Source organism: Nocardioides zhouii, assembly GCF_004137345.1.
GTDB lineage: Bacteria > Actinomycetota > Actinomycetes > Propionibacteriales > Nocardioidaceae > Nocardioides > Nocardioides zhouii.
This window is the reverse complement of the sequence record NZ_SDWV01000023.1, coordinates 40,844-62,712: the sequence shown is the minus strand read 5'-3', so window position 1 is coordinate 62,712 and position 21,869 is coordinate 40,844. Positions and strand designations below refer to the sequence as shown.

Genomic DNA, 21,869 nt, shown 5'->3' with positions numbered 1-21,869 from the left:
TCAGCTCGTGGCGAGCGTGCGGTTGTCGATCTCCGGGTAGTGCCTGCGGATGTTCACCTTGCGCTCGAGCTCGGCGATGATCGCCGGCGCGAAGTTGACCTCGTAGAGGGCCTGCGCGCTGCCGAGGCCGCCGGGGCTGAAGACGTTGATCTCCATCAGCTTGTCGCCGACGATGTCGAGACCGACGAGGAACATCCCGTCGCTCACCAGCTTGGGCCGCACGATCTCGACCATCTCCAGCATCGCGTCGGTGACCGCGGCCTTCGTCGCCTTGCCGCCGGCGGACATGTTCGAGCGGATGTCCTTGGTGGTGTTGGTGCGGCGGAACGCGGCGTACTTGCCGTCGACCATCAGCGGCTGGCCGTTCATGACGAACATCCGCACGTCGCCCTTCTTGGCCTCGGGCAGGTACTCCTGCGCCACGACGTAGCCGTCGCGCGAGATGGCCTCGATGATCTGCGTCAGGTTCGGGGCCTCCTTGCGGTCGACGAGGAAGACGCCCGCTCCGCCGGAGCCCTGCAGCGGCTTGAGCACGGCCTTGCCGCCGAGGTCCTTGATGAAGTCCTCGATCATGCCCTCGTCACGCGAGATCAGCGTGCGCGGCCGCACGATCTCGGGGAAGTGCTGGAAGTACGCCTTGGAGAGCGCGTTGGCGAGGCTGGTCGGGTCGTTGACGACCAGGACGCCGCTGGAGGCGATCAGCTGGCCGAAGGCGACGCCGGCGTTGTTGCGCCACGGGTCGCTCTCCGCGTCGTCGGCCGGGTCGTTGCGCAGCATCACCACGTCGAAGTCGGCCATCGGGATCATCTGCTCGACGTCGGGCTTCTGCACGTCGGCCAGGTGGCGCTCGAGGGAGCGGTACGTCTTCGCGTGGCCCGTACGGGTCTTGACGCTCAGCGAGCCGTCGGGCTCGTACGCGAAGTCGCCGATCCCCATGTACCAGGCCTCGTGGCCCATCTCCTTGGCCGCCATCGCGAGGCGGTTGGTCGTGTACTCCGCCTTCTCGGTGTCGATGTCGTTGACGACGAATCCGATCTTCATGCGTGTCCCTCCAGGAGTGTGCCGAGATCTTCGGTCCCGGCCGCCCGCGCGAGGTTCGCGTGGGACTGCGGGTCGTTCAGGTATCTGGGGAGGATCCGCGGCTTGCGGAGCAGGCCGCGATCCTCCAGGTCGCCGATCAGCGGCAGGTCGCGCAACGAGAACTTGCCGAGCCAGAGCCGGTCGAGCGAGCCACCGGCGCCGAGGTGCTCGAGCAGCTCGACGAGCCCGCGGAGGTAGATCGCGTCCTTGGTCATGCCGCCGGAGCGATAGACGCGCATCACCGTCGTCCAGGCGCTGCCCTCGGGGAAGTCGTCGGCGACGAGCGCCTCGTGGGCCTCGGCGAACGACGCGCCGCCGATCAAGCGGTGGACGGTCACCACGCGGCTTGCGAGCTGGCGGAGCCGGAACGCGGTGAGCCCGCCGCACGCGATCTCGGCGAGCACGGCGAGACCCTCCTGGGTCTCGTCGTAGCCGGCCAGGCCGACGCCCAGCACCTTGATCGGCTGGCGGCTGCCGTTGGCCTGGGTGACGAGGTGGGTGCCGACCTCGTGGTGGAGCAGCGCCTGGGCCCGCGCCTGCTGGACCTTGGTCTCCGGGCCGATCATCAGGACGTCGCCGGAGACCATCACGCCGTTGACGTCGGCGCGGATCTCGGCGTGCATGTCGAGGTCGGGGTCCTCGGCGCGGTAGAGCTCGATCTCCGCCTCGGCCAGCGCCAGGAACTCCTGGGCGTCGAGCGCCTCGTCGGACGGCTCGGTGCGGGTGATGCCGGCGAGCAGCCGCTCGGCCTGGGCGCGCAGGGCCGGCGAGACACCGCCGTACAGCTCCACGCTCAGCGGCAGGAAGTCGTCGCTGTCGCGCGCCTCGAGCATGTCGAGCTGGAGCTCCATCTCGCGGTGCTTGGCGCGCAGCAGCTGCCCCAGCACTGGGTCATCCACGTCACCGAGGTCGACGGACGCCAGCTCGGCGCGTACGACGGCGAGGTCGGCCTCGAGCTCGCGGTAGGTGAATGCGGGATCGGGGTCGCGCCCCTCGATGAAGCCGTCGCGCAGGTCGTCGGCGTCGACCGGCGTGATGTCGAGCAGGAACCGGAAGCTGCCCGCGAGCAGCGCGAGCTGGTGGTCGACCGCGAGGTCGGACGCGCTCAGCCCCTCGCCGGACTCGATCACCGCAGCTTCTCCAGCTCCTCCACGAGGCCGGGCATCGTCGCCGCCAGCGACGCCCGCGCGCGGTCCAGTGCCTCGTCGTCGACCTCGCCGGTCCACTCGTCCATGAAGGTCTTCTTGAACTCCAGTGCGAGGACGCAGCCCGCGCCGGGGTAGCGGTCGTGGACCCACCAGGCCAGCTGGCGACCCTCGAAGGCGACGTTCTCGCGCGCATCGACGGAGCCAGGGCCGAGCTCCGTGGCGCCCAGCTCGGCGACGAACCGGTCGACCAGCGGACCGAACCGCTCGCGGTCGATGCTGGCGGTGCCGACGTTGACCTCCGGGTTGTCCGCGACCGGGGCGGGCGGCGCGTCCGCGCCGTCGCGCCGGTGGTTGTAGGAGTGCACGTCAAGCAGGACGAACGGCCCACGCTCGGCCAGGGCGTCGAGGCGGGGCGCGAGGGCGTCGTAGAAGGCGTCGTACGTCGCCCGGCTCCCCTCGACGAGCTCGTCGGACAGCTCGCCGCCGTGCCACACGTCGAGGCCCCAGCAGTCGTCGGGACGGCGGTAGATCGCCTCGCGCCGCGGCCGGTTGAGGTCCGCCTCGAAGCGCGACCGGGTGGTGACCACCCGGTCCGCCACGACCGCGGCGATGCGGTCGGTGAACGGGTCCTCCTCGCGGAGCCGCGTCGCCTCGTCGAGCACCATCGCGTCGGCGATCTCGGCCCGCAGTCCGTGGCCGGCGTGCACCGACGTGGCGACCACCGGGCCCGCCCAGCTGCCTTCGAACGTGACGACGTCCGACGTCCCTCCCAAGTCCGTCATGGCGCCTGTCTACCCGAGTCGGCGCCCGCCCTCATCTCACGCGCACCCCAATGGGTGGGCGGGTGCTACTACTGGACCATGCGTGTCGTCGTGCTGACCGGAGCCGGGATCTCGGCCGAGAGCGGGCTCGCCACCTTCCGCGACTCCAACGGTCTCTGGGAGGGCCACGACCCGATACAGGTCGCGACCCCGGAGGCGTACGCCGACGACCCGGCACTCGTGCAGCGCTTCTACGACGAGCGGCGCGCCGCCCTGTCGCGGGTGGCCCCCAACGCCGCCCACGAGGCGCTCGCGCGGCTCGAGCAGGCGCTCGGCGACGACCTGCTCGTCGTCACCCAGAACGTCGACGACCTCCACGAGCGCGCCGGCTCGACCCGCGTCCACCACCTCCACGGCCGGCTCGGGTCGGCCTGGTGCACGACGTGCGACGAGCGGCACTCCTGGGCCGGGCCGCTGGCCGACCGACCGCCGTGCCCCGGCTGTGGAGCTCGCGCGCTGCGGCCCGACATCGTCTGGTTCGGCGAGATCCCCTACGGCATGGACGTCGTCGAGCACGCCCTCTGGAGCTGCGACCTGTTCGTGTCCATCGGCACCTCCGGGGTGGTCTACCCGGCGGCCGCGTTCGTGCACTGGGCACGCGGCACCACCCTCGAGCTCAACCTCGAGCCGAGCTCGGGTGCGAGCGACTTCGTCGAGTCCCGTCAGGGACCGGCGAGCCACCTGGTGCCGGCCTGGGTGGACGAGGTCCTCGGGAGCGGCGGGCCCGGCTCGTCCTGAGGCAGCGGCGGGAAGTGCAGTCGTACGCTCGTGCCGCGACCGAGGCGTGACTCCACCTCGACCGTGCCACCGTGGCGCTGCATGATCTCGCGCACGATGCCGAGTCCGAGCCCGGTGCCGGGACGGCGCAGCGCCTCCTCGTTGGTCGAGCGGAAGAGCGGCGCGAACAGGTTGGCCTGGTCGGCCTCGGAGATGCCGATCCCCTCGTCGCGGCAACCGAACGTGACCGCGCCGTCGGGTCCGCGCTCGACACCGAGCCAGATCTCGTCGCCGGCGTTGGAGTACTTCACGGCGTTGTCGACCAGGTTGTTGATCGCGCCGGCGACCTCGCGCGCGTCGGCGTGGACGACCGCGGCACCCGTCTCGCCGACCAGGTGGAGGATGATGCCGGCCTTCTCCGCCACGGCCGCCATCGACCCCAGGGTCTGGTCGACGATCGGCACCAGGTCGATCCGCTTCATCGTCGGCGGGTGCTGCGGGTCGCTGACCCTCGACAGCATCGCCAGGCCCTCGAGCAGGTCGCCGAGCCGCTCGGTGCCGCGCAGGATCGCCTGCGCGCGCCGGGCGTCGCGCTCGTCGACGATCTCGCTGGCCGCGAGGAACTCGGCATTGGCGGCGATCACGGTCATCGGGTTGTTGATCTCGTGGGTGAGCTCGCGCAGGAACCGGTGTCGCGCCTCCTCGAGCTCACGGAGCTCCTCGAGGAGACGGCGCTCGCGCTGGGTGGCGTGGGCGTTGGCGATCGCCCGGCCCAGGTCGTGGCCGAGCTCGAGGGCGGCCACGCCCTCGCCGTCGGTCCAGCGGCGTGACCCCGTGCGCCGCGCGGCCATGAGCATCCCGAGGACCTCGTCGTCGACCCCCACCGGCGCCACGACCACGGCCTCGAAGCCGGCGTCGCCGAGTGCGGTCGCGAACCAGCCTGAGTGGCTGGCCTCGAGCTCCGGGTCGCCCCAGATCTGCGTCGGCTCGATGATGAGCACCCGCTGGTCGGCCCAGGCGCGGGCGGCCGCCTCGTCGAGCGCCTGGCGTACGTCGGGTGCCATCCCGAGCCCCAGGCTGTCGGGCGTTTCGCCGCCCTCGTCGAGGAAGACGTGGATCTCCAGCTCGTCGACCGAGAGGGCTCCGAGCAGCGTGCTGCGCGCCTCGCGGAGCAGGTGGTGCACGTCGTGTCGCGCCGGGTTGGAGCGGGCGAGCCGCCGCGTCGCGCGGATGACGCGCATGTGGTCGGCGAACTCCTCGCGCTCCACGGCCGTGACGACGGAGCGCAGTGTCATCGCCAGCTCGTCGGAGATCTCGAGGAGACGGTCCTTGTCGGGCCGGCGCAGGTCGGAGGGCACGTCGAGGTAGAGCAGGGCCCGGAGGTCACCGCGCTCGTCGGCGATCTGCGCGACCAGCATGTCCATCGGGTGCCAGTCGTCGGGGTTGCCGGTGGTGGGGATGTCGGGCACCACGACCACGCCGTCGATGAGCTCGCGCGTCGCGTCGGAGAAGCTCTCGTCGGGGATCCAGATGAAGTGCCCGAAGGGCTCGCCGTCGGCGAAGGCGGCCTGCATGTCGGCCAGCCGGGAGGCGGTGCCGAGCCGCTCCTCGGCGCTTGTCATGTCGCCGTAGATCGCGACGAACTCCAGCAGGCCCTTGGGCCGGACCACCTCGATGGCGCAGACCCGGAACCCGGCGCGGGTGGCGGCGTCCCGCGCCAGGGCGTGCATCAGCGCCCGAGCACGTGCGTCACCCCAACTCAGGTCGCGCGTCCGGCGCTCCCCTGGTCGCCCCTGGTCCATGGCGGTCTCGTCCTCCTCGTGCGTGGATCGTAGGCGGGGGGATGGAGCCTCGGAAGTTTTTCCGCAGGTCTTGCCCGTCCCTGTGGAGGAACTGTTGTCTCGGGGACCGGTCTAGCCCGATGACGACGTCCTGCCGGGCAGTCGACGGAGGGGTCAGAGGGGGTCGTCGGGCACGACGCCCGGCAACCAGACGGCGAACGTCGTACCCACGCCGAGCTCGGACGTCACCGCGATGGTGCCGCCGTGCCACTTCACGACCCGCTCGATGATCGACAACCCCAGACCGGTGCCCGGCCGGCGTCGGGCCTCCGGGTTGCCCGAGCGGAAGAACGGCGTGAACACGTGGGTGAGGTCGTCCTCGCCGATGCCGATGCCGGTGTCGGCGCAGGTCAGCCGGACGCCCGGGTGCCCGTCGACGGCCTCGGGTGCCAGGGTGACCGTCACCCGGCCGCCGGAGCCGGTGTACTTCACGGCGTTGGACAGCAGGTTGGCCACCAGCCGCTGGATGCCGGCCTCCTCCCCGACTACCACCTGGTCGGGGGCGACCGTGGTCAGCAGGTCGACTCCCGCACTGCCCGCCACCGTGGCCAGGAACTCGCTGCTCTCCCACACGAGCACCGACAGGTCCACGGGCTCGACCGTGATCGCACGCTCCGGGTCGCTGACCCTGGCGAGCGCCATCAGGTCCTCGGTCATGTCCTCGATCCTGCGGGCGGCCCGGTCCATCGCGTCCCGGGACTCGCGCACGGCGCTGGGCGAGGAGTCCTGCTTGAGGAGCTCGAGATGGGTCCACAGCACGCTGACCGGGTTGCGCAGCTCGTGGGCCAGCGTGATGACCATGTCGCGGCGGTAGTCGTTGATGTCGCGCAGCTCGGCGTTGAGCCGACGCTCCCGCTCCATCAGGCGCGAGTCGAGGACCACGCCGGCGAGGTCGCTGGCGACCACGGTCGCCGCGTTGATCTCGGAGTCGATCCAGCGCGCACCACCGGGTCTGCGCCCGAGGCCCATCGTCCCGAGGTACTCCTCGCCCATGCCGATGGGCACGAGGAGCCACGACCCGAGGTTGCGACGCTCCATCAGCCCGCGCAGCTTGTCGGGCGTGGGGACCGCCGCGTCCGTCACGCCCCAGGTCTTCGTCGGCCCGACCACCAGGTGCCCGCGCCTGAGCCACACCTCACGCATGTGTCCGGCGAAGAACGCCGTGTGCGGCTCGAGGTCCGGGACGCTTACGTCCGCCAGGAGGACGTCGACCGAGTCGACGGGCATCGCCTCGGCCATGGCGTCCGACATCCCCCGGAGGAAGTCACCGACACCCCTGTCGGTACGCACGCTCTGCATCGCGGAGCGCGCCTGCGCGAGCATCCGCACCTGCTCGCCGTAGAGCTCGCGCTCGACGATGCTCACCACGGCGTCGTACATCACCTCGATCTCCTCGTTGATCGCGGCGATGGACGTGGGCGTCGGCCGGCGCCCCGAGAGCGGCTCGTCGAGGTAGAGGATGGCGCGCAGCTCGCCGTCCTCGTTGGTCAGCAGCCGGACCAGGCGGTCCTCGGGCTGCCACCCGTCGGGCCCGTCGCCCCCCGGCAGGTCGGGCGTGTGGCCGTAGCGGTGCATCCACTCGCGCGTGTCGTCGTCGATGAGGTCGGAGGGGACGTGGACCCAACCGTCGAGCTGGGTGCCGAACGCGAGGATGCGGTCGAGCGAGAGGGGAGAGGCCTGCCCCAGCAGCTGCTGCCTGGCCTCGGGGTTGCCGGCGATTGCCACGAACTCGAGGTTGCCGTCGGAGCGCAGCGCCTCGATCGCCGCGACGCGGTGGCCCGAGCGCCGCGCGATGTCCTCGGCGACGGCATGCAGGACCGCGCGTTGGGCCTCGTTGCCCCACGCCTGTCCTCGCGGACGCGCGAACGTCCCTGGTTCTGGTTCCCTCACCACTGCTCCCGTTCCCGATAACGAGCCAGTCAAGGGCACGTTACGCGGTGGCGTGGTGAGCCGGGGGAGCGACTTCGGGATGATGCGCGACCACCAGGTGACTCGCGGGTAACATAGCGCCCATGAAGCGTGAGATCTACGACGAGGACCACGAGGCCTTCCGCGCCTCGGTCAAGCAGTTCCTGGACCGCGAGGTGGCCCCGCACCTCGAGTCGTACGCCGATGGCCACGGGCTCGACCGCGACTTCTGGCTCGCGGCCGGCAAGCAGGGTTTCCTCGCGCTGGAGATCCCCGACGCGTTCGGCGGCTCCGAGGCCGGCGACTACCGCTTCAACGCCGTGCTCACCGAGGAGCTCGCCAAGGTCAACATGACCCTGCCGAGCTGCGTCGGCATCCACGCCGACATCACCGTGCCCTACCTCGTGCACCTCACCAACGACGAGCAGAAGGCGCGCTGGCTGCCCGGCTGCGCCACCGGCGAGATCGTCACCGCGATCGGGATGACCGAGCCGGGTGGCGGCTCCGACCTCGCCAACCTCCGGACCACGGCCGTACGCGACGGCGACGACTGGATCCTCAACGGCTCCAAGACCTTCATCACCAACGGCGGCTCCGCCGACCTCGTGCTCGTCGCTGCCCGCACCAGCCCGGAGAAGAAGGCCAAGGGCATCTCGCTCTTCGCCGTCGACACCACCCTCGACGGCTTCAGCGTCGGCCGGGTGCTCGACAAGGTCGGCCAGGACGAGTCCGACACCGCCGAGCTCGCCTTCGACAACGTCCGCGTCAGCAACGACGACCTCGTCGGGCCGCTCGACACCGGCTTCATCTCGATGATGCAGTTCCTGCCGCAGGAGCGCCTCGGCTCGGCCATCACCAACCTGGCTCACGCCAAGCAGATCCTGGAGGAGACGGTGCAGTACGCCAAGGACCGCCAGGCCTTCGGCCAGCCGATCGGCTCGTTCCAGAACACGCAGTTCCTGCTGGCCGACCTGGTCACCCGGGTCGACGTCACCCAGGCCTTCGTGGACCAGTGCGTCGTCGCCCACACCAAGCAGGACCTGACCCCGGTCGACGCGGCCAAGGCCAAGTGGTGGACCTCGCAGGTCCAGAACGACGTGCTAGACCACTGCGTCCAGGTCCACGGCGGCTACGGCTACATGAACGAGTACCGCGTCGCCCGCGCCTGGCGCGACGCCCGCGTCACCAAGATCTGGGCCGGCTCCAACGAGATCATGAAGATGCTGATCGGCCGCGACCTCGGGCTGTGAGCGCAGCCTCACCTTCGTTGCGACGGGCCGTGGCGACGGCGACGATGTCGGGGTGAGCCTTGAGATCGGTACGGACGAGGAACCCCGCCACTTCCACGACGAGATGGGCGAGCACGTCGGCTCGCGCCTCAACTGGCTGCGCGCAGCCGTGCTCGGCGCCAACGACGGCATCGTGTCGACCGCTGGCGTCGTGATGGGCGTCGCGGGCGCCACCGACGACCGCGGGACGATCGTGATCGCGGGCATCGCGGCGCTGACGGCCGGCGCGCTGAGCATGGGCACCGGCGAGTACGTCTCGGTCAGCACCCAGCGCGACTCCGAGAAGTCCCTGCTCAGCCTCGAGGCCCAGGAGCTGGAGCGGATGCCGGAGACCGAGGAGCGCGAGCTCGCCCGGATGTACGAGGACAAGGGCCTCTCCCGTGAGACCGCCCTGAAGGTGGCGCGCGAGCTCACCGAGCACGACCCGCTGCGGGCCCACGCCGACATCGAGTTCGGCATCGACCCCGACAACCTCACCAATCCGTGGCACGCCGCCTGGGCGTCGATGCTGGCCTTCACCATCGGCGCCCTGCTGCCGCTGCTCATCGTGGCGTTCGTGCCCGACAGCGCGCGCGTGGTCGTCACCGTGCTCAGCGTGGTCGCGGCGCTCGCCCTGACCGGGTTCGTCAGCGCCCGCATCGGCTACAGCCGACGCCTGCCCGCCGTCGTACGCAACATCGCAGGCGGGCTGCTCGCGATGGGCGTCACCTATGCCATCGGCTCCTTCGCCGGCATCCACCTCGGCTGATCAGCCGAGGGCGGCGACGATCTCGTTGACCTTGTCCTTGGCGTCACCGAAGAGCATCTGGGTGTTCTCCTTGAAGAACAGCGGGTTCTGCACGCCGGCATAGCCGGTGGCCATCGAGCGCTTGAAGACGATGACGTCCTTGGCCTTCCAGACCTCGATCACCGGCATGCCGGCGATGGGCGAGTTCGGCTCCTCCAGCGCGGCCGGGTTCACGGTGTCGTTGGCCCCGATCACGAGGACGACGTCGACCTCGGGCAGGTCGTCGTTGATCTCGTCCATCTCGAGCACGATGTCGTAGGGCACCTTGGCCTCGGCGAGCAGCACGTTCATGTGGCCGGGCAGCCGGCCGGCGACCGGGTGGATGCCGAAACGTACGTCGATGCCCTTGTCACGCAGCTTGCGGGTCAGCTCGGCGACGGGGTACTGCGCCTGGGCCACCGCCATGCCGTAGCCCGGCGTGATCACGACGGACGACGCGTCGGTGAGGAGGGCGGCGACGTCGTCCGCCTGGATCTCGCGGTGCTCGCCGTAGTCGCGGGCCTCGCCGCTGACGGCTCCGTCGGATCCGAAGCCGCCGGCGATCACGCTGACGAACGAGCGGTTCATCGCCTTGCACATGATGTAGCTGAGGATCGCACCCGACGAGCCGACGAGCGCACCAGTGATGATGAGCAGGTCGTTGCCGAGCATGAAGCCTGCGGCCGCGGCCGCCCACCCGGAGTAGCTGTTGAGCATCGACACGACGACGGGCATGTCGCCGCCGCCGATCGCGGCGACGAGGTGGAAGCCGAGCACGAGCGCGAGGACGGTCATCAGCGCCAGCGGGACCATCCCGACCCAGCCGTCGGCGAGCATGAACCAGACCATCAGCACGGCGGAGACCACGAGGATCGCCAGGTTGAGCTGGTGCCGGCCGGGCAGCGTCAGCGGAGAGGACTTCATCTTTGCGCTGAGCTTGAGGTTGGCCACGATCGAGCCGGTGAACGTCACCGCGCCGATGAAGACGCCGAGGAACACCTCAGCGTTGTGCACCGCGTCCGAGTGCACACCGAGCTCCGCGACCTCAATGTAGGTGTTGTAGCCGACCAGCACCGCCGCGAGGCCGACGAAGCTGTGCATCATCGCGATCAGCTCGGGCATGCCGGTCATCTCGACACCACGCGCGAGGCGGATCCCGATCACCGCTCCGACCGTGCCGGCGACGAGGATGATCACCAGACCGACCCACGCCGACGTGGTGTCGTACGAGTCGCTCGACAGCTGGTCGAGGACGAGCAGCAGCGTCGCCGCGAGCGCGAGCCCCATGCCGGCCATGCCGAACTGGTTGCCGCGCCGCGCGGTCTCGTGCTTGCTCAGACCGGCGAGCGCGAAGATGAAGAGGAGCGCCGAGAGGATGTAGGCGCCGGAGACGAACGAGACCACCTGCTCAGCCCTTCTGGAACATGTTGAGCATCCGCCGGGTGACGAGGAAGCCACCGAAGACGTTGATGCTGGCGAGCAGGATGGCCACCCCGGCGATGATCTGCACCGCGAGGTTGTCGATCGGTGCCTGCAGGATCGCGCCGACCACGATGATCCCGCTGATCGCATTCGTGACGCTCATCAGGGGCGTGTGGAGCGCGTGGTGCACGTTGCCGATGACGTAGAAGCCGATCACCACCGCGAGCACGAAGACGGTCAGGCTCGGCAGGAAGCTGGCCGGCGCCAGGGTCGCGAGCGCGAGGAAGAGCACGACGGCCAGCCCGGCGGCGTACAGCCGTCGCCTCGGATCGGGCGGCGTCGGTGGCACCTTCTCGACCGGCATCACCTGGGTCGTCTCGCCGGTGGGCGCGGCCGAGACCTGCACGGGCGGCGGCGGCCACATGATTTCAGCAGTCGCGCCTCCCCCTTCCACACTGCGGCTGACCGTGATGCCGCGCTGGATCACGTCGTCCATGTCGAGCGTGAGCGCGCCGTCCTTCTCGGGCGTGATCAGCTTGAGCAGGTTGACGATGTTGGTGCCGTAGAGCTGGCTCGTCTGCGCGGCGAGCCGGCCGGCGAGGTCGGTGTAGCCGAGGACGGTGACACCGTTGGCGGTGACGACCCGCTGGTCGGTGACCGTGGCGGCGACGTTGCCGCCGTTGGCCGCGGCCATGTCGACGACGACGGAGCCGGGCTGCATCGCAGCGACCGTCTCGGCGGTGACGAGCAGCGGTGCGGGTCGGCCAGGGATCAGTGCGGTGGTGATGACGATGTCGGCGGCCCGCGCCTCCTCGTCGTACATCGCAGCGGTGGCGGCCTCCTGCTCGGCGGTCATCTCCTTGGCATAGCCGTCGGAGGAGACCTCCTGCTCCATGTCGACGGTGACGAACTGCGCGCCCATCGACTCGACCTGCTCGGCCACCTCGGGGCGTACGTCGAACGCGCGGACGATCGCGCCCAGCGACCCCGCGGCACCGATGGCGGCGAGGCCGGCGACGCCAGCGCCGACGACGAAGACGCGGGCCGGCGGCACCTTGCCCGCGGCGGTGACCTGGCCGGTGAAGAGCCGACCGAACTCGTGGGCCGCCTCGATGACCGCGCGGTAGCCCGCCACATTGGCCATCGACGACAGGACGTCCATCGACTGCGCGCGGGAGATCCGCGGCACCGCGTCCATCGAGAGGGCGGTGACCCCGGCGGCGCTCAGCCGCTCGACGAGCTCGGGGCTGCGGGCGGGAGCGAGCAGCGCGATCACTGTCGCGCCGCGGCGCAGCAGCCCGATCTCGGCGTCGGTGGGGGCATTGACCTTGACCACGACGTCGCTCGTCCACACGTCGGTGGCCGTGCCGATGTCGATGCCGGCATCGAGGTACGCCGAGTCGGGCTGGTCCGCCGCCGTACCTGCGCCCTGCTCGACCACGACGTCGTAGCCCAGCGCGACGAGCTGGGCCGCCGTCTTGGCCGTGGCGGCCACCAGCGTCTCGCCGGGTCGTGACTCGCGGGGGATGCCGATGCGCACTGCTGCCTCCTGGGTGGGTCGGGCCGCGCACAACGTACCGAAAGAGTCGAGTGCGCTCGTGGCACTGGTCGCCGCGGCGCCGCGCACTCAACCGTCGACGGCCGGGACGCCGAGGGCGATGAGGTCCTCCATGACCTCCCACGCTTCGTGCCGGATCTCCCAGGCCGAGCACTGAACCACGATCCGGGTGGAGGTGGTGAGCCTCCTGTTGCGTCGTCGGTGGTCCGTCGCCTCCATCACGTCGTCGTGGAACTTCCCGTCCACCTCGAGGACGACCACCCGGCCGTCTGCCAAGCGCCACTCGGCATCCGTGTAGCGCCGCCGGCCGCGGCTGTCGTTGCGCGGGCGCTGGGCATCGGGAGGTCGTACGCCGTGGTCGCGGCACGCCTTGCGGAGGTCGACCTCGGCCATCGAGTGAGCCCCTCCGGCGACGTCACCCAGCAGCTCGCGCAGGTGCTTCGAGCGACGCAGTGGCGTGAGCTGGTCGACCCAGTCGGCGAAGCGCTCATGGGTCGTCAGGCGCTGCTGCACGGTGGCGGTGACGGCACCCAGCGCCGTACGGAGGTGGGGCTCGTGGGCGGCGAAGAGAAGCACCGCCGGCTCGACGCGACACACCGGCAGCTCACCCGGCGCGACGAGGCGCTTGAACGGCCGGCGCGTCCTGAAGAACCGGAAGCCCTCGAGGGGCTCGAAGCTCATCGGGTTGGCGACCAGGATCGTGATCTCCTCGCGCTCCCACCGCTTCAGCCCGTGCACCGCGGCCGCGCTGAGCCCTCCCACCATGGCGGACGGTCCTCCGTGCAGGATGCCGAGCCAGAGTCGTTGCTCGGGCTAGAGTGGTCCGGTGGTCGTGCTGACGACCTCACCCGACCGAATCGCCCAGCGCCCGACGCGTACGTGGTTGCGGATCTCTCCACGCGACACCGACAGCCCGCGCAGCTGCCGGTGGCTCAGTAGCCCGGCCTGCGCCTGCGCGAGCTCCTCCCAGAGTCGGTCCTCCATGTCGCGAGTGTCGTGCGACCGGAGCACCCCGCGCTGGGCTCATCCACAGGCGCGAGCAGTTGAGTGCGCGGCCCCGCGGGGACTACTACCGCGAGCGCACTCGACCCTCAGAGAACGAGCACCACGTGCAGGGTGCGTGGGCCGTGGACGCCCTCGACCCGGTTGAGCTCGATGTCGCTGGTGGCCGACGGGCCGCTGATCCAGGTGAGCGGTCGCGACGGGTCGAGCAGCGCGATGGCGTCGGGCACGTCGGCGACGACCTGGCTCACGTCCACGATGCAGACGTGCAGGTCGGGGACGAGGCTGATCGCGCGCCGGCCCTGGTCAGGCTGGTGGTCCAGGACGATCGTGCCGGTCTCCGCGATCCCGACGCGCGCGCGGGTGACGACCGCGTCGATGGCGTCCAGCTGGTCGGCGGTGAAGGCGTCGTCGACGACGGCGTTCGGGACCTCGAGTTCGAGCCCGGGGGGTACGACGGACGTACGGGCGCCGAGCACCTCGGCGACCACTCCCCCCAGCTCGGCGGACGTGCACCGGGTGACGACGGCGCGGTAGTCCTCGACGCGCTCGACGAACAGCGCGACCAGGTCGCCCCGGTCGGGCGCCCTCGGCGCCGCCGGGACGGAGACGGCGGGCGACACGTCGGCCAGCGCAGACCGTACGGCGGCAAGGATGTCGTCGCGGGCGGACGTCATCGCTGACCTCCGTCGGTGCGGTCCCACCACTCGCGGAACGACTCCGCGGGCGGCGCGGGCAGGTCGCGGGCGCCGGTCCAGCCGGCCGCGGGACCGGGGAGCCGGCCAGATGCGGCGCGGCCGCCGGGCAGCGTCGTACGCGAGAAGCGGGTGATCACCCGACCCGCGATACCGGACGCGCGCTCGGCCCACGCGAGGCGGCGGGAGTCGGAGAAGGCCCAGGCCGTGGCCTTCATCGCGAGTGCCTCGGCCGACGGGACCCGGTCATTGCGGTGGGAGTCGACGACCGCAGCGCGCTGGTCGACCAGGACGGACGGGATGTCGATCCGGACGGGACAGACCTCGAAGCAGGCGCCGCAGAGCGAGGAGGCGTACGGCAGCGACGCGGTCTGCTCGTCGGAGACCCCGTTGAGCAGCGGGTTGAGGATCGCGCCGATGGGACCGGGGTAGACCGAGCCGTACGCGTGGCCGCCGACCCGCTCGTACACCGGGCAGACATTGAGGCAGGCCGAGCAGCGGATGCAGCGGAGCGCCTGGCGGCCGACGTCGTCCGCGAGGGCACGGGTGCGGCCGTTGTCGAGCAACACGACGTGCACCTCCTGCGGGCCGTCGCCGGGACTGACGCCCGACCAGGTCGAGGTGTACGGGTTCATCCGCTCGCCTGTCGACGAGCGCGGCAGCAGGCGGAGCATCGGGTCGAGGTCGGCCCACGTCGCGACGACCTTCTCGATCCCGACGACGCTGACCAGCACCTCGGGCAGGGTCAGGCACATCCGGCCGTTGCCCTCGGACTCGACGACCACGAGGGTGCCGGTGTCGGCGACGGCGAAGTTGGCGCCGCTCACCGCGACCTTGGCCCGCAGGAACTTCTCGCGCAGGTGCTCGCGTGCCGCACCCGCGAGCACGGCCGGCTCGTCGCTGAGGTCGGCCGGTGCGGCCTTGCCGACGTCGCCCATGCGGCGCTGGAAGATCTCGCGGATCTCCGCCCGGTTGCGGTGGATCGCCGGCACGAGGATGTGGGACGGCAGGTCGTCGCCGAGCTGCACGATGAGCTCGGCAAGGTCGGTCTCCCAGGCGGCGATGCCCTCCGCCTCGAGCGCCTCGTTGAGGCCGATCTCCGCCGTGGCCATCGACTTCACCTTGGCGACCTCGTCCGCGCCGTGGGCGTGGGTGATCGACGCGACGATCGCGCACGCCTCGGCGGCGTCGCGGGCCCAGTGGACGGTCGCACCGGCCCGCGTGAGCGAGGCCTCCAGGGTCTCCAAGTGCGTGGCGAGGTCGCGGAGCGCGGCCTCCTTGACCCCGGCTCCGGCGAGCCGCAGGTCCTCCCAGTCCTCGACCTCGGCCACCACCAAGGCCCGCTTGTCGCGGATGGTCTGGGTGGCATGGGCGAGGTTGCGCCGCAGCTGGGTGTCACCCAGCGCCGCGCGCGCGGCCGTGGGGAAGGCGGGCATGCCGACGAACGTGCCGCTCATCAGCTCTCCTCGGTCGAGGCGAGGATCTCGGCCAGGTGCACGACGCGTACGCCCGCCCGCTGGCGCGAGAGCATGCCGCCGATGTGCATGAGGCACGAGTTGTCTCCGGCGACGAGGACCTCCGCGCCGGTGTCGCGGACGTGCCGCGCCTTGTCGGCCCCCATCGCGATCGACGTGTCGGCGTTCTTCAGTGCAAAGGTGCCGCCGAAGCCGCAGCACTCCTCCGCCATCGGCAGGTCGACGAGCTCGATCCCGCGCACCTGCTCGAGGAGGCGCTGCGGGCGGTCGCCGACCCCGAGCATCCGCAGGCTGTGGCAGGTCGGGTGGTAGGTGACCCGGTGCGGGAAGTACGCACCGACGTCGGTCACGCCGAGCACGTCCACGAGGAACTCCGAGAGCTCGTACGTCCGGGGTCCGGTCTCGGCGACGGCGGCCACCAGGGCCGGGTCGCCCGACCGCTCGGCCACGATCGAGTGCTGGTGCCGCGCCGACCCGGCGCACGAGCCCGACGGCGTGACGACGGCGTCGTACCCCGCGAACGCGCGGACGAAGGTGCGCACCACGGGCACGGCCTCGTCGAGGTAGCCCGTGTTGACCATCGGCTGGCCGCAGCACGTCTGGGCCGACGGGAAGTCGACGTCCACCCCGAGATGTCGCAGCAACCGCACGACGGCCTTCCCGGTGTCGGGGAACATCGCGTCGTTCACGCAGGTGACCTGGAGGGCGACCCTCACGTCGTGGTCCTTTCGTCTCGATCGATTGTGCCTCGGGTCAGAGCAGCTCGTGGCGTACGGCCCACACGATCGCCTCGATCGTGGTCTCGCACCCCACCTTGTCGCAGGCGCTCCGGGTCTTGCGGCGCACAGTGCGCTCGGACACGCCCAGCCGGCGCGCGACGACGTCCACCGTCTCGCCCTCGGCGAGGAGCCGGAGAACGCGCAGCTCGTCGGCGGCGAGGCCCGTCCTGCGCGCATGGTCCATCCGCACTACCGAGGGGAACACGGCTCGTGGCGCCGCAGGTCCTGGGTGCGGCGGACGAGCTCGCGCATCTCTGCGAGCCCTCCGGTGACTGCGCCGGCGGCGCGACCCTGCACCAGCACGTTGCCGAGCGCGGTGGCCTCGACGGGACCGGCGACGACAGGGAGCCCGGTGCGGTCGGCGAGCGCCTGGCAGAGCAGGGTGTTCTGGCTGCCGCCGCCCACGACGTGCACCTGCCGGACCGGCCGGCCGGCCAGTGTGGCGGCGGTCTGCAGCGCCTCGGCGTACGCCGCCGCGAGGCTCTCGACGATCGAGCGCACCAGGCTGGCCGCGTCGGCAGGCGCGGCGACGTCGTGCTCGGCGCACCAGGACGCGATGCGCGCCGGCATGTCGCCCGGTGCGACGAAGCGCGGGTCCTGGACGTCGAAGACGGTCACCGGTCCGGTGACGTCCGCGGCCGCCTCGAGCAGGGCGCGGAGGTCGTCGCGATCCCACGTGCGCAGGGTCTCGCTGAGCAGCCAGGTGCCCATCACGTTGGTGAGGAACCGGATCGTGCCGTCGACGCCGCCCTCGTGGGTGAAGTTGGCCGCGCGCGCGGCCTCGGTGAGCACCGGGGCATCCAGCTCGAGCCCGACCAGGCCCCACGTGCCGAGGGAGATGTACGCCGCGTCGTCGCCGGCGAGGGGTACGCCGACCACGGCCGAGGCGGTGTCGTGCGACCCGACCGCCACGACCCGCAGGCCCGGCGCGCCGACGGCGGCGCCGACCTCGGGTAGCAGGGTGCCGATCGTGGCTCCGGGGTCGACGAGGTCCGCGAGGAGCGCGGGGGGCAGGCCGAGCCGCTCGATGAGCTCGTCGTCCCACTGGCCGGAGGTGACGGAGAGCAGTCCGGTCGTGGAGGCGTTGGTGCGCTCCGCGACCTCCGCGCCGGTGAGCCAGTACGCCAGCAGGTCGGGCACGAGCAGCACGCGGTCCGCCTCGGCGAGACGGGTGTCGGCCTCGAGCTGGTAGAGCGTGTTGAAGGGGAGGTGCTGGAGCCCGGTGCGCGCGTACAGCTCGGCCGGCGGGACGCGCTCGTGGACCAGTCGCGGACCGGCCTCGCCGCGCCGCTCGTCGCGGTAGTGGAACGGCTCGGCGAGCAGCCGGCCGTCGCGCAGCAGGCCGTAGTCGACGGCCCACGAGTCGATGCCGACGCTCACGAGGCCGCCCAGTGCCGCAGCGGCGGCGGCCCGGAGCCCATCGAGCGCGTGCCGGTGGAGCGCTGACACGTCCCAGTGCAGTCCGTCCTCCGCCGGCACCGGGCCGTTGGCGAACCGCGCGGCGGCCCTCAGGCGCAGGTGGTCGTGGCCGACCTCGCCCAGCATCACCCGTCCGCTCGACGCGCCGAGGTCGACGGCGGCGACGCTGACGGAGCCCGTCCCCTCGATCACGTCGACACCGACTAGCGCAGGAAGGCGGCGGCGACGCCGGCGTCGACGGGGATGTGCAGGCCGGTGGTGTGGCTGAGCTGGTCGGAGCAGAGCACGAAGACCGCGTTGGCGATGTTGTCCGGCAGCACCTCGCGCTTGAGCAGGGTGCGCTGCGCGTAGAACGCGCCGAGGTCCTTCTCCTCCACGCCGTAGACCGCGGCGCGCGAGGCACCCCAGCCGCTGGAGAAGATGCCGGAGCCCTGGACGACGCCGTCGGGGTTCACGCCGTTGACCTTGATGCCGTGCTCGCCGAGCTCGGCCGCGAGCAGCCGCACCTGGTGGGCCTGGTCGGCCTTGGCGGCGCCGTACGCCACGTTGTTGGGTCCGGCGAAGATCGAGTTCTTCGAGGAGATGTAGACGACGTCGCCACCCATCTTCTGCTCGATCATCGCCTTCGCGGCGGCCTTCGCGACGAGGAACGAGCCCTTGGCCATCACGTCGTGCTGGAGGTCCCAGTCCTGCTCGGTCGTCTCGAGCAGCGATCGCGACAGCGACAGTCCGGCGTTGTTCACGACCAGGTCGACGCCACCGAACGCGAGCACCGTGGCGTCGAGGGCGGCCTGCACGGCGTCGGCGTTCGACACGTCGACCTGGACGCCGACGGCGACGTCCGTGCTGCCGATCTCGGCGGCCGCAGCCTGCGCCTTCTCCAGCGACAGGTCGGCGATCACGACACAGGCGCCCTCCGCCGCGAGCTTCCGCGCGGTGGCCAGGCCGATGCCGGACGCGGCGCCGGTGACCAGTGCGACACGGGTGGCGAGGGGCTTGGGCTTCGGCATCCGCTGGAGCTTGGCCTCCTCGAGCGCCCAGTACTCGATGCGGAACTTCTCCGACTCGTCGATCGGGGCGTACGTCGACAGGCCCTCCGCACCGCGCATCACGTTGATGGCGTTGGTGTAGAACTCGCCGGCGACGCGGGCGGTCTGCTTGTCCTTGCCGTAGGAGAACATCCCGATGCCGGGCACGAGGACGATCAGCGGGTCGGCGCCGCGCATGGCCGGCCAGTCGCCGCCGAGCGCCTGGGCGTTGCGGTCGTAGTACGACGCGTAGTCGGCGCGGTAGGCCTCGTGCAGCTCGGCCACCCGGGCGCTCACCTTGTCGAGCGAGGCGTCGGGAGCGAGGTCGAGCACCATCGGCTTGACCTTGGTGCGCAGGAAGTGGTCCGGGCACGACGTCCCGAGCTCGCCGAGGCGCGCGTGGTTCTTGGAGGCGAGGAAGTCGAGGACGACCTTGTCGTCGGTGAAGTGCCCGACCATCGGGCGATCGGTCGACGCGACGCCGCGCAGCAGCGGGGCGATCTCGGCGGCACGGGCGCGGCGCTTGGCCGCGGCGAGGGGCTCGTACTTCTTCAGGCGCGCACCGAACGGCAGCTTCTTGGAGTGCTTCTTGATGTAGCGCTCGGCGGTGCGGATGATCCAGAGCGAGTTCTTCTCGGCCTGCGCGCTGGTGTCGCCCCACGCGGTGATGCCGTGGCCGCCCAGGATGCAGCCGATCGCCTGCGGGTTGGCCTCCTTGCTGGCCGCGATGTCCAGGCCGAGCTGGAAGCCGGGACGACGCCACGGCACCCAGACGACCTTGTCGCCGAACGCCTCCTTGGTGAGCTGCTCGCCGTCCGCGGCGGTCGCGATCGCGATGCCGGAGTCGGGGTGCAGGTGGTCGACGTGCGCGGCGTCGACGAGACCGTGCATCGCCGTGTCGATCGAGGGGGCGGCGCCGCCCTTGCCGTGCAGGCAGTAGTCGAAGGCCGCGACCATCTCGTCCTCGCGGTCGACGCCGGGGTAGACGTCGACGAGCGCGCGCATCCGGTCGAGCCGCAGCACGGCGAGGCCGCCCGCGGTCAGCGTGCCGAGGTCGCCCCCGGAGCCCTTCACCCACAGCAGCTCGACGTCCTCGCCGGTGACGGGGTCGGTCTCGGTGCCCTTGGCGGAGGTGTTGCCGCCGGCGTAGTTGGTGTTCTTGGGGTCGGCGCCCAGTCGGTTCGAGCGCTCGACGAGCTCCTCCACGGCGGGGCTGACGGTGGGCTTGAGGTCACTCACGGTGCGGGGTCCTTTGCGGGTTTCACTGATGGTGGAGAAGGAAGGGGAGGTCAGTTCCAGCCGGCCTGCGAGCCGCCGACGCGGTCCGCCTCGATCTGCTGCTGGTAGCCGGAGTCGAGGTAGGCGCGCATCGGGTCGGCCTGCAGGCCGCGCTCCTCGCGCCAGGCCGCCAGGTCACGGCGTACGTCGGTGTAGAAGGCGTCCATGAAGATCTCGTTGGCGAGCAGCACGTCGCCGGAGCTGCGGGCCTCGTCGAGGGCGGCGGTGTCGAGGAGCAGCGCGCGGGCCGTCATCTCCTGCACGTTGAGCACCGAGCGGATCTGGCCGGGCACCTTGGCCTCGATGTTGTGGCACTGGTCGAGCATCAGCGCGACGTCGTTGGGCGTGCCGTCGGCCTTGTTGCCGAAGCCGCCGCCGCGGATGACCTCGACCATGATCCGGAACAGCTGGTACGGGTCGGCCGCGCCCACGATCAGGTCGTCGTCGGCGTAGAAGCGGCTGTTGAAGTCGAACGAGCCGAGCTTCCCGAGCCGCAGCAGCTGCGCCACGATGAACTCGATGTTGGTGCCGGGGGCGTGGTGGCCGGTGTCGAGGCAGACCAACGCCCGGTCGCCGAGGGCGGCCACGTGGACGTACGACGTGCCCCAGTCCGGGACGTCGGTGTGGTAGAACGCCGGCTCGAAGAACTTGTACTCCAGGACCAGTCGCTGCTCCTCGGAGAGCTGGTCGTAGATCGTGCGCAGGCCCTCGGCCAGCCGGTCCTGGCGGGCGCGCATGTCGCCCTGGCCGGGGTAGTTGGTGCCCTCGGCGAGCCAGATCTTCAGGTCGCGCGACCCGGTCTGGTGCATCACCTCGATGCAGGCGAGGTGGTGGTCGATCGCCTTCTGCCGCACCCGCGGGTCGGTGTGCGTGAGCGCGCCGAGCTTGTAGTCGTCGTCCTGGAAGGTGTTGGAGTTGATCGTGCCGAGGGTGACGCCCTGCTCCTTGGCGTACGTCGCGAGGGCGGCGTAGTCGTCGACCTCGTCCCACGGGATGTGCAGGGCGACGCTCGGCGCGAGGCCGGTGAAGCGGTGTACGGCGGCAGCGTCGGCGATCTTCTCCTCGACCGTGCGCGGGGTGCCCGCGGAGCCGAAGACCTTGAAGCGGGTGCCGGAGTTGCCGTAGGCCCAGGACGGCACCTCGATCGCGAGGTCGCCGAGTCGGTCGCCGATGGCGGAGAAGCCGGAAGAGACGGAAGAGGTCGTCATCACTGGTCCTGTGGTGTCTGGGTCGATGAGGGGGACTGTGGGGGAAGGGCGGCGAGCTGGTCCTCGAGGTGGAAGACCTCGCTCAGCTGCCAGAAGCCCTGGTCGGGCGGGAGGTCGAGCTCCTCGAAGAACTCGGCCATCTCGGCCTGCCAGCGGGCGTTGACGTCGGTGCGGGCCATGCCTGCCTGCGCGGCGGCCAGGTCGGGCGTCTCGAGGTAGCCGACGAGCAGGCCGTCCTCGCGCAGGAAGAGGGAGTAGTCGTGCCAGCCGGTGTCGTGGAGGGCCTGGAGCATCTCGGGCCACACGGCCGCGTGGCGCTCGACGTACTCGGCCATCCGGTCCTGACGAACCTGGAGCGTGAAGCAGACGCGCGGCATCGCACTCTCCTTGCTGGACGAGGACGTGAGGTGGTGGTCCCGGGGCCGTCGGCGGCTG

The 21,869-nt window shown here is 71.0% G+C and carries 20 protein-coding genes; 3 read left to right on the top strand and 17 right to left on the bottom strand.

Features of this window, described 5'->3' with window-relative positions; genetic code table 11:
- The 3 genes from EUA94_RS18500 to EUA94_RS18490 are packed head-to-tail and all read right to left on the bottom strand — an operon-like array spanning position 1 to position 3,010.
- On the bottom strand, positions 1–1,041 hold the full coding sequence (locus EUA94_RS18500; protein WP_129428370.1) for a glutathione synthetase: 1,041 nt from the start codon (positions 1,039–1,041) through the stop codon (positions 1–3).
- The gene (locus tag EUA94_RS18495; protein WP_207210620.1) at positions 1,038–2,210 is read right to left on the bottom strand and encodes a peptidase MATCAP family protein; all 1,173 of its coding nucleotides are present in this window, start codon (positions 2,208–2,210) and stop codon (positions 1,038–1,040) included. The genes EUA94_RS18500 and EUA94_RS18495 overlap by 4 nt, the downstream gene beginning before the upstream one ends.
- The gene (locus tag EUA94_RS18490; RefSeq protein ID WP_207210618.1) at positions 2,207–3,010 is read right to left on the bottom strand and encodes an N-formylglutamate amidohydrolase; all 804 of its coding nucleotides are present in this window, start codon (positions 3,008–3,010) and stop codon (positions 2,207–2,209) included. Before EUA94_RS18490 ends, EUA94_RS18495 begins: the two co-directional genes overlap by 4 nt.
- Before the next feature lie 78 nt (positions 3,011–3,088).
- Between EUA94_RS18490 and EUA94_RS18485 the strand changes: the two genes are divergently transcribed.
- Complete coding sequence (locus EUA94_RS18485) at positions 3,089–3,787, top strand: NAD-dependent deacylase (protein ID WP_129428369.1); 699 nt, start codon at positions 3,089–3,091, stop codon at positions 3,785–3,787.
- Here EUA94_RS18485 and EUA94_RS18480 read toward each other — a convergent pair.
- Both EUA94_RS18480 and EUA94_RS18475 read right to left on the bottom strand, forming a co-directional pair.
- Positions 3,712–5,568 carry a sensor histidine kinase gene (locus tag EUA94_RS18480; protein ID WP_129428368.1) on the bottom strand — a complete coding sequence of 619 codons (1,857 nt, stop codon included), beginning with the start codon at positions 5,566–5,568 and terminating at the stop codon, positions 3,712–3,714. The two genes, EUA94_RS18485 and EUA94_RS18480, sit on opposite strands and share 76 nt — an antisense overlap.
- Before the next feature lie 153 nt (positions 5,569–5,721).
- On the bottom strand, positions 5,722–7,497 hold the full coding sequence (locus EUA94_RS18475; RefSeq protein WP_165357027.1) for a sensor histidine kinase: 1,776 nt from the start codon (positions 7,495–7,497) through the stop codon (positions 5,722–5,724).
- 122 nt (positions 7,498–7,619) lie between these two features.
- Here EUA94_RS18475 and EUA94_RS18465 point away from each other — a divergent pair, with 122 nt between their 5' ends.
- Positions 7,620–8,765 carry an acyl-CoA dehydrogenase family protein gene (locus EUA94_RS18465; protein ID WP_129428365.1) on the top strand — a complete coding sequence of 382 codons (1,146 nt, stop codon included), beginning with the start codon at positions 7,620–7,622 and terminating at the stop codon, positions 8,763–8,765.
- A 52-nt stretch (positions 8,766–8,817) separates the two neighbouring features.
- Complete coding sequence (locus tag EUA94_RS18460; protein ID WP_340640869.1) at positions 8,818–9,552, top strand: VIT1/CCC1 transporter family protein; 735 nt, start codon at positions 8,818–8,820, stop codon at positions 9,550–9,552.
- Here the strand turns inward: EUA94_RS18460 and pntB are convergent, their stop codons facing one another.
- The 12 genes from pntB to EUA94_RS18405 all read right to left on the bottom strand — a co-directional run bounded on the left by pntB (position 9,553) and on the right by EUA94_RS18405 (position 21,811).
- Positions 9,553–11,028 (bottom strand): Re/Si-specific NAD(P)(+) transhydrogenase subunit beta, encoded by a 1,476-nt coding sequence (gene pntB, locus EUA94_RS18455; protein WP_165357026.1) that lies wholly within the window; start codon positions 11,026–11,028, stop codon positions 9,553–9,555. It abuts the gene before it with no gap.
- Complete coding sequence (locus EUA94_RS18450) at positions 10,979–12,532, bottom strand: Re/Si-specific NAD(P)(+) transhydrogenase subunit alpha (RefSeq protein ID WP_129428363.1); 1,554 nt, start codon at positions 12,530–12,532, stop codon at positions 10,979–10,981. The genes pntB and EUA94_RS18450 overlap by 50 nt, the downstream gene beginning before the upstream one ends.
- 87 nt (positions 12,533–12,619) lie before the next feature.
- A complete protein-coding gene (locus tag EUA94_RS18445) occupies positions 12,620–13,315 on the bottom strand; it encodes a hypothetical protein (RefSeq protein ID WP_129428362.1) in 696 nt (231 codons plus the stop codon).
- Between the two features lie 48 nt (positions 13,316–13,363).
- Complete coding sequence (locus tag EUA94_RS22265) at positions 13,364–13,534, bottom strand: hypothetical protein (protein WP_165357024.1); 171 nt, start codon at positions 13,532–13,534, stop codon at positions 13,364–13,366.
- Between the two features lie 107 nt (positions 13,535–13,641).
- Positions 13,642–14,229 carry a LutC/YkgG family protein gene (locus EUA94_RS18440; RefSeq protein WP_129428361.1) on the bottom strand — a complete coding sequence of 196 codons (588 nt, stop codon included), beginning with the start codon at positions 14,227–14,229 and terminating at the stop codon, positions 13,642–13,644.
- Positions 14,226–15,704 carry a lactate utilization protein B gene (locus EUA94_RS18435; RefSeq protein WP_129428360.1) on the bottom strand — a complete coding sequence of 493 codons (1,479 nt, stop codon included), beginning with the start codon at positions 15,702–15,704 and terminating at the stop codon, positions 14,226–14,228. Before EUA94_RS18435 ends, EUA94_RS18440 begins: the two co-directional genes overlap by 4 nt.
- A complete protein-coding gene (locus tag EUA94_RS18430) occupies positions 15,704–16,438 on the bottom strand; it encodes a (Fe-S)-binding protein (RefSeq protein WP_129428359.1) in 735 nt (244 codons plus the stop codon). The genes EUA94_RS18435 and EUA94_RS18430 overlap by 1 nt, the downstream gene beginning before the upstream one ends.
- Positions 16,439–16,475: 37 nt before the next feature.
- On the bottom strand, positions 16,476–16,685 hold the full coding sequence (locus tag EUA94_RS18425; RefSeq protein WP_129428358.1) for a response regulator transcription factor: 210 nt from the start codon (positions 16,683–16,685) through the stop codon (positions 16,476–16,478).
- Positions 16,686–16,690: 5 nt separating this feature from the next.
- Complete coding sequence (locus EUA94_RS18420; RefSeq protein WP_242494956.1) at positions 16,691–18,112, bottom strand: rhamnulokinase; 1,422 nt, start codon at positions 18,110–18,112, stop codon at positions 16,691–16,693.
- 11 nt (positions 18,113–18,123) lie between these two features.
- Positions 18,124–20,187: a bifunctional aldolase/short-chain dehydrogenase gene (locus EUA94_RS18415; protein WP_129428357.1), complete on the bottom strand. Its 2,064-nt coding sequence runs from the start codon at positions 20,185–20,187 to the stop codon at positions 18,124–18,126.
- 50 nt (positions 20,188–20,237) lie between these two features.
- On the bottom strand, positions 20,238–21,434 hold the full coding sequence (rhaI, locus tag EUA94_RS18410) for an L-rhamnose isomerase (protein ID WP_129428356.1): 1,197 nt from the start codon (positions 21,432–21,434) through the stop codon (positions 20,238–20,240).
- A complete protein-coding gene (locus tag EUA94_RS18405) occupies positions 21,434–21,811 on the bottom strand; it encodes an L-rhamnose mutarotase (protein WP_129428355.1) in 378 nt (125 codons plus the stop codon). Before EUA94_RS18405 ends, rhaI begins: the two co-directional genes overlap by 1 nt.
- Between the last annotated feature and the right edge of the window lie 58 nt (positions 21,812–21,869).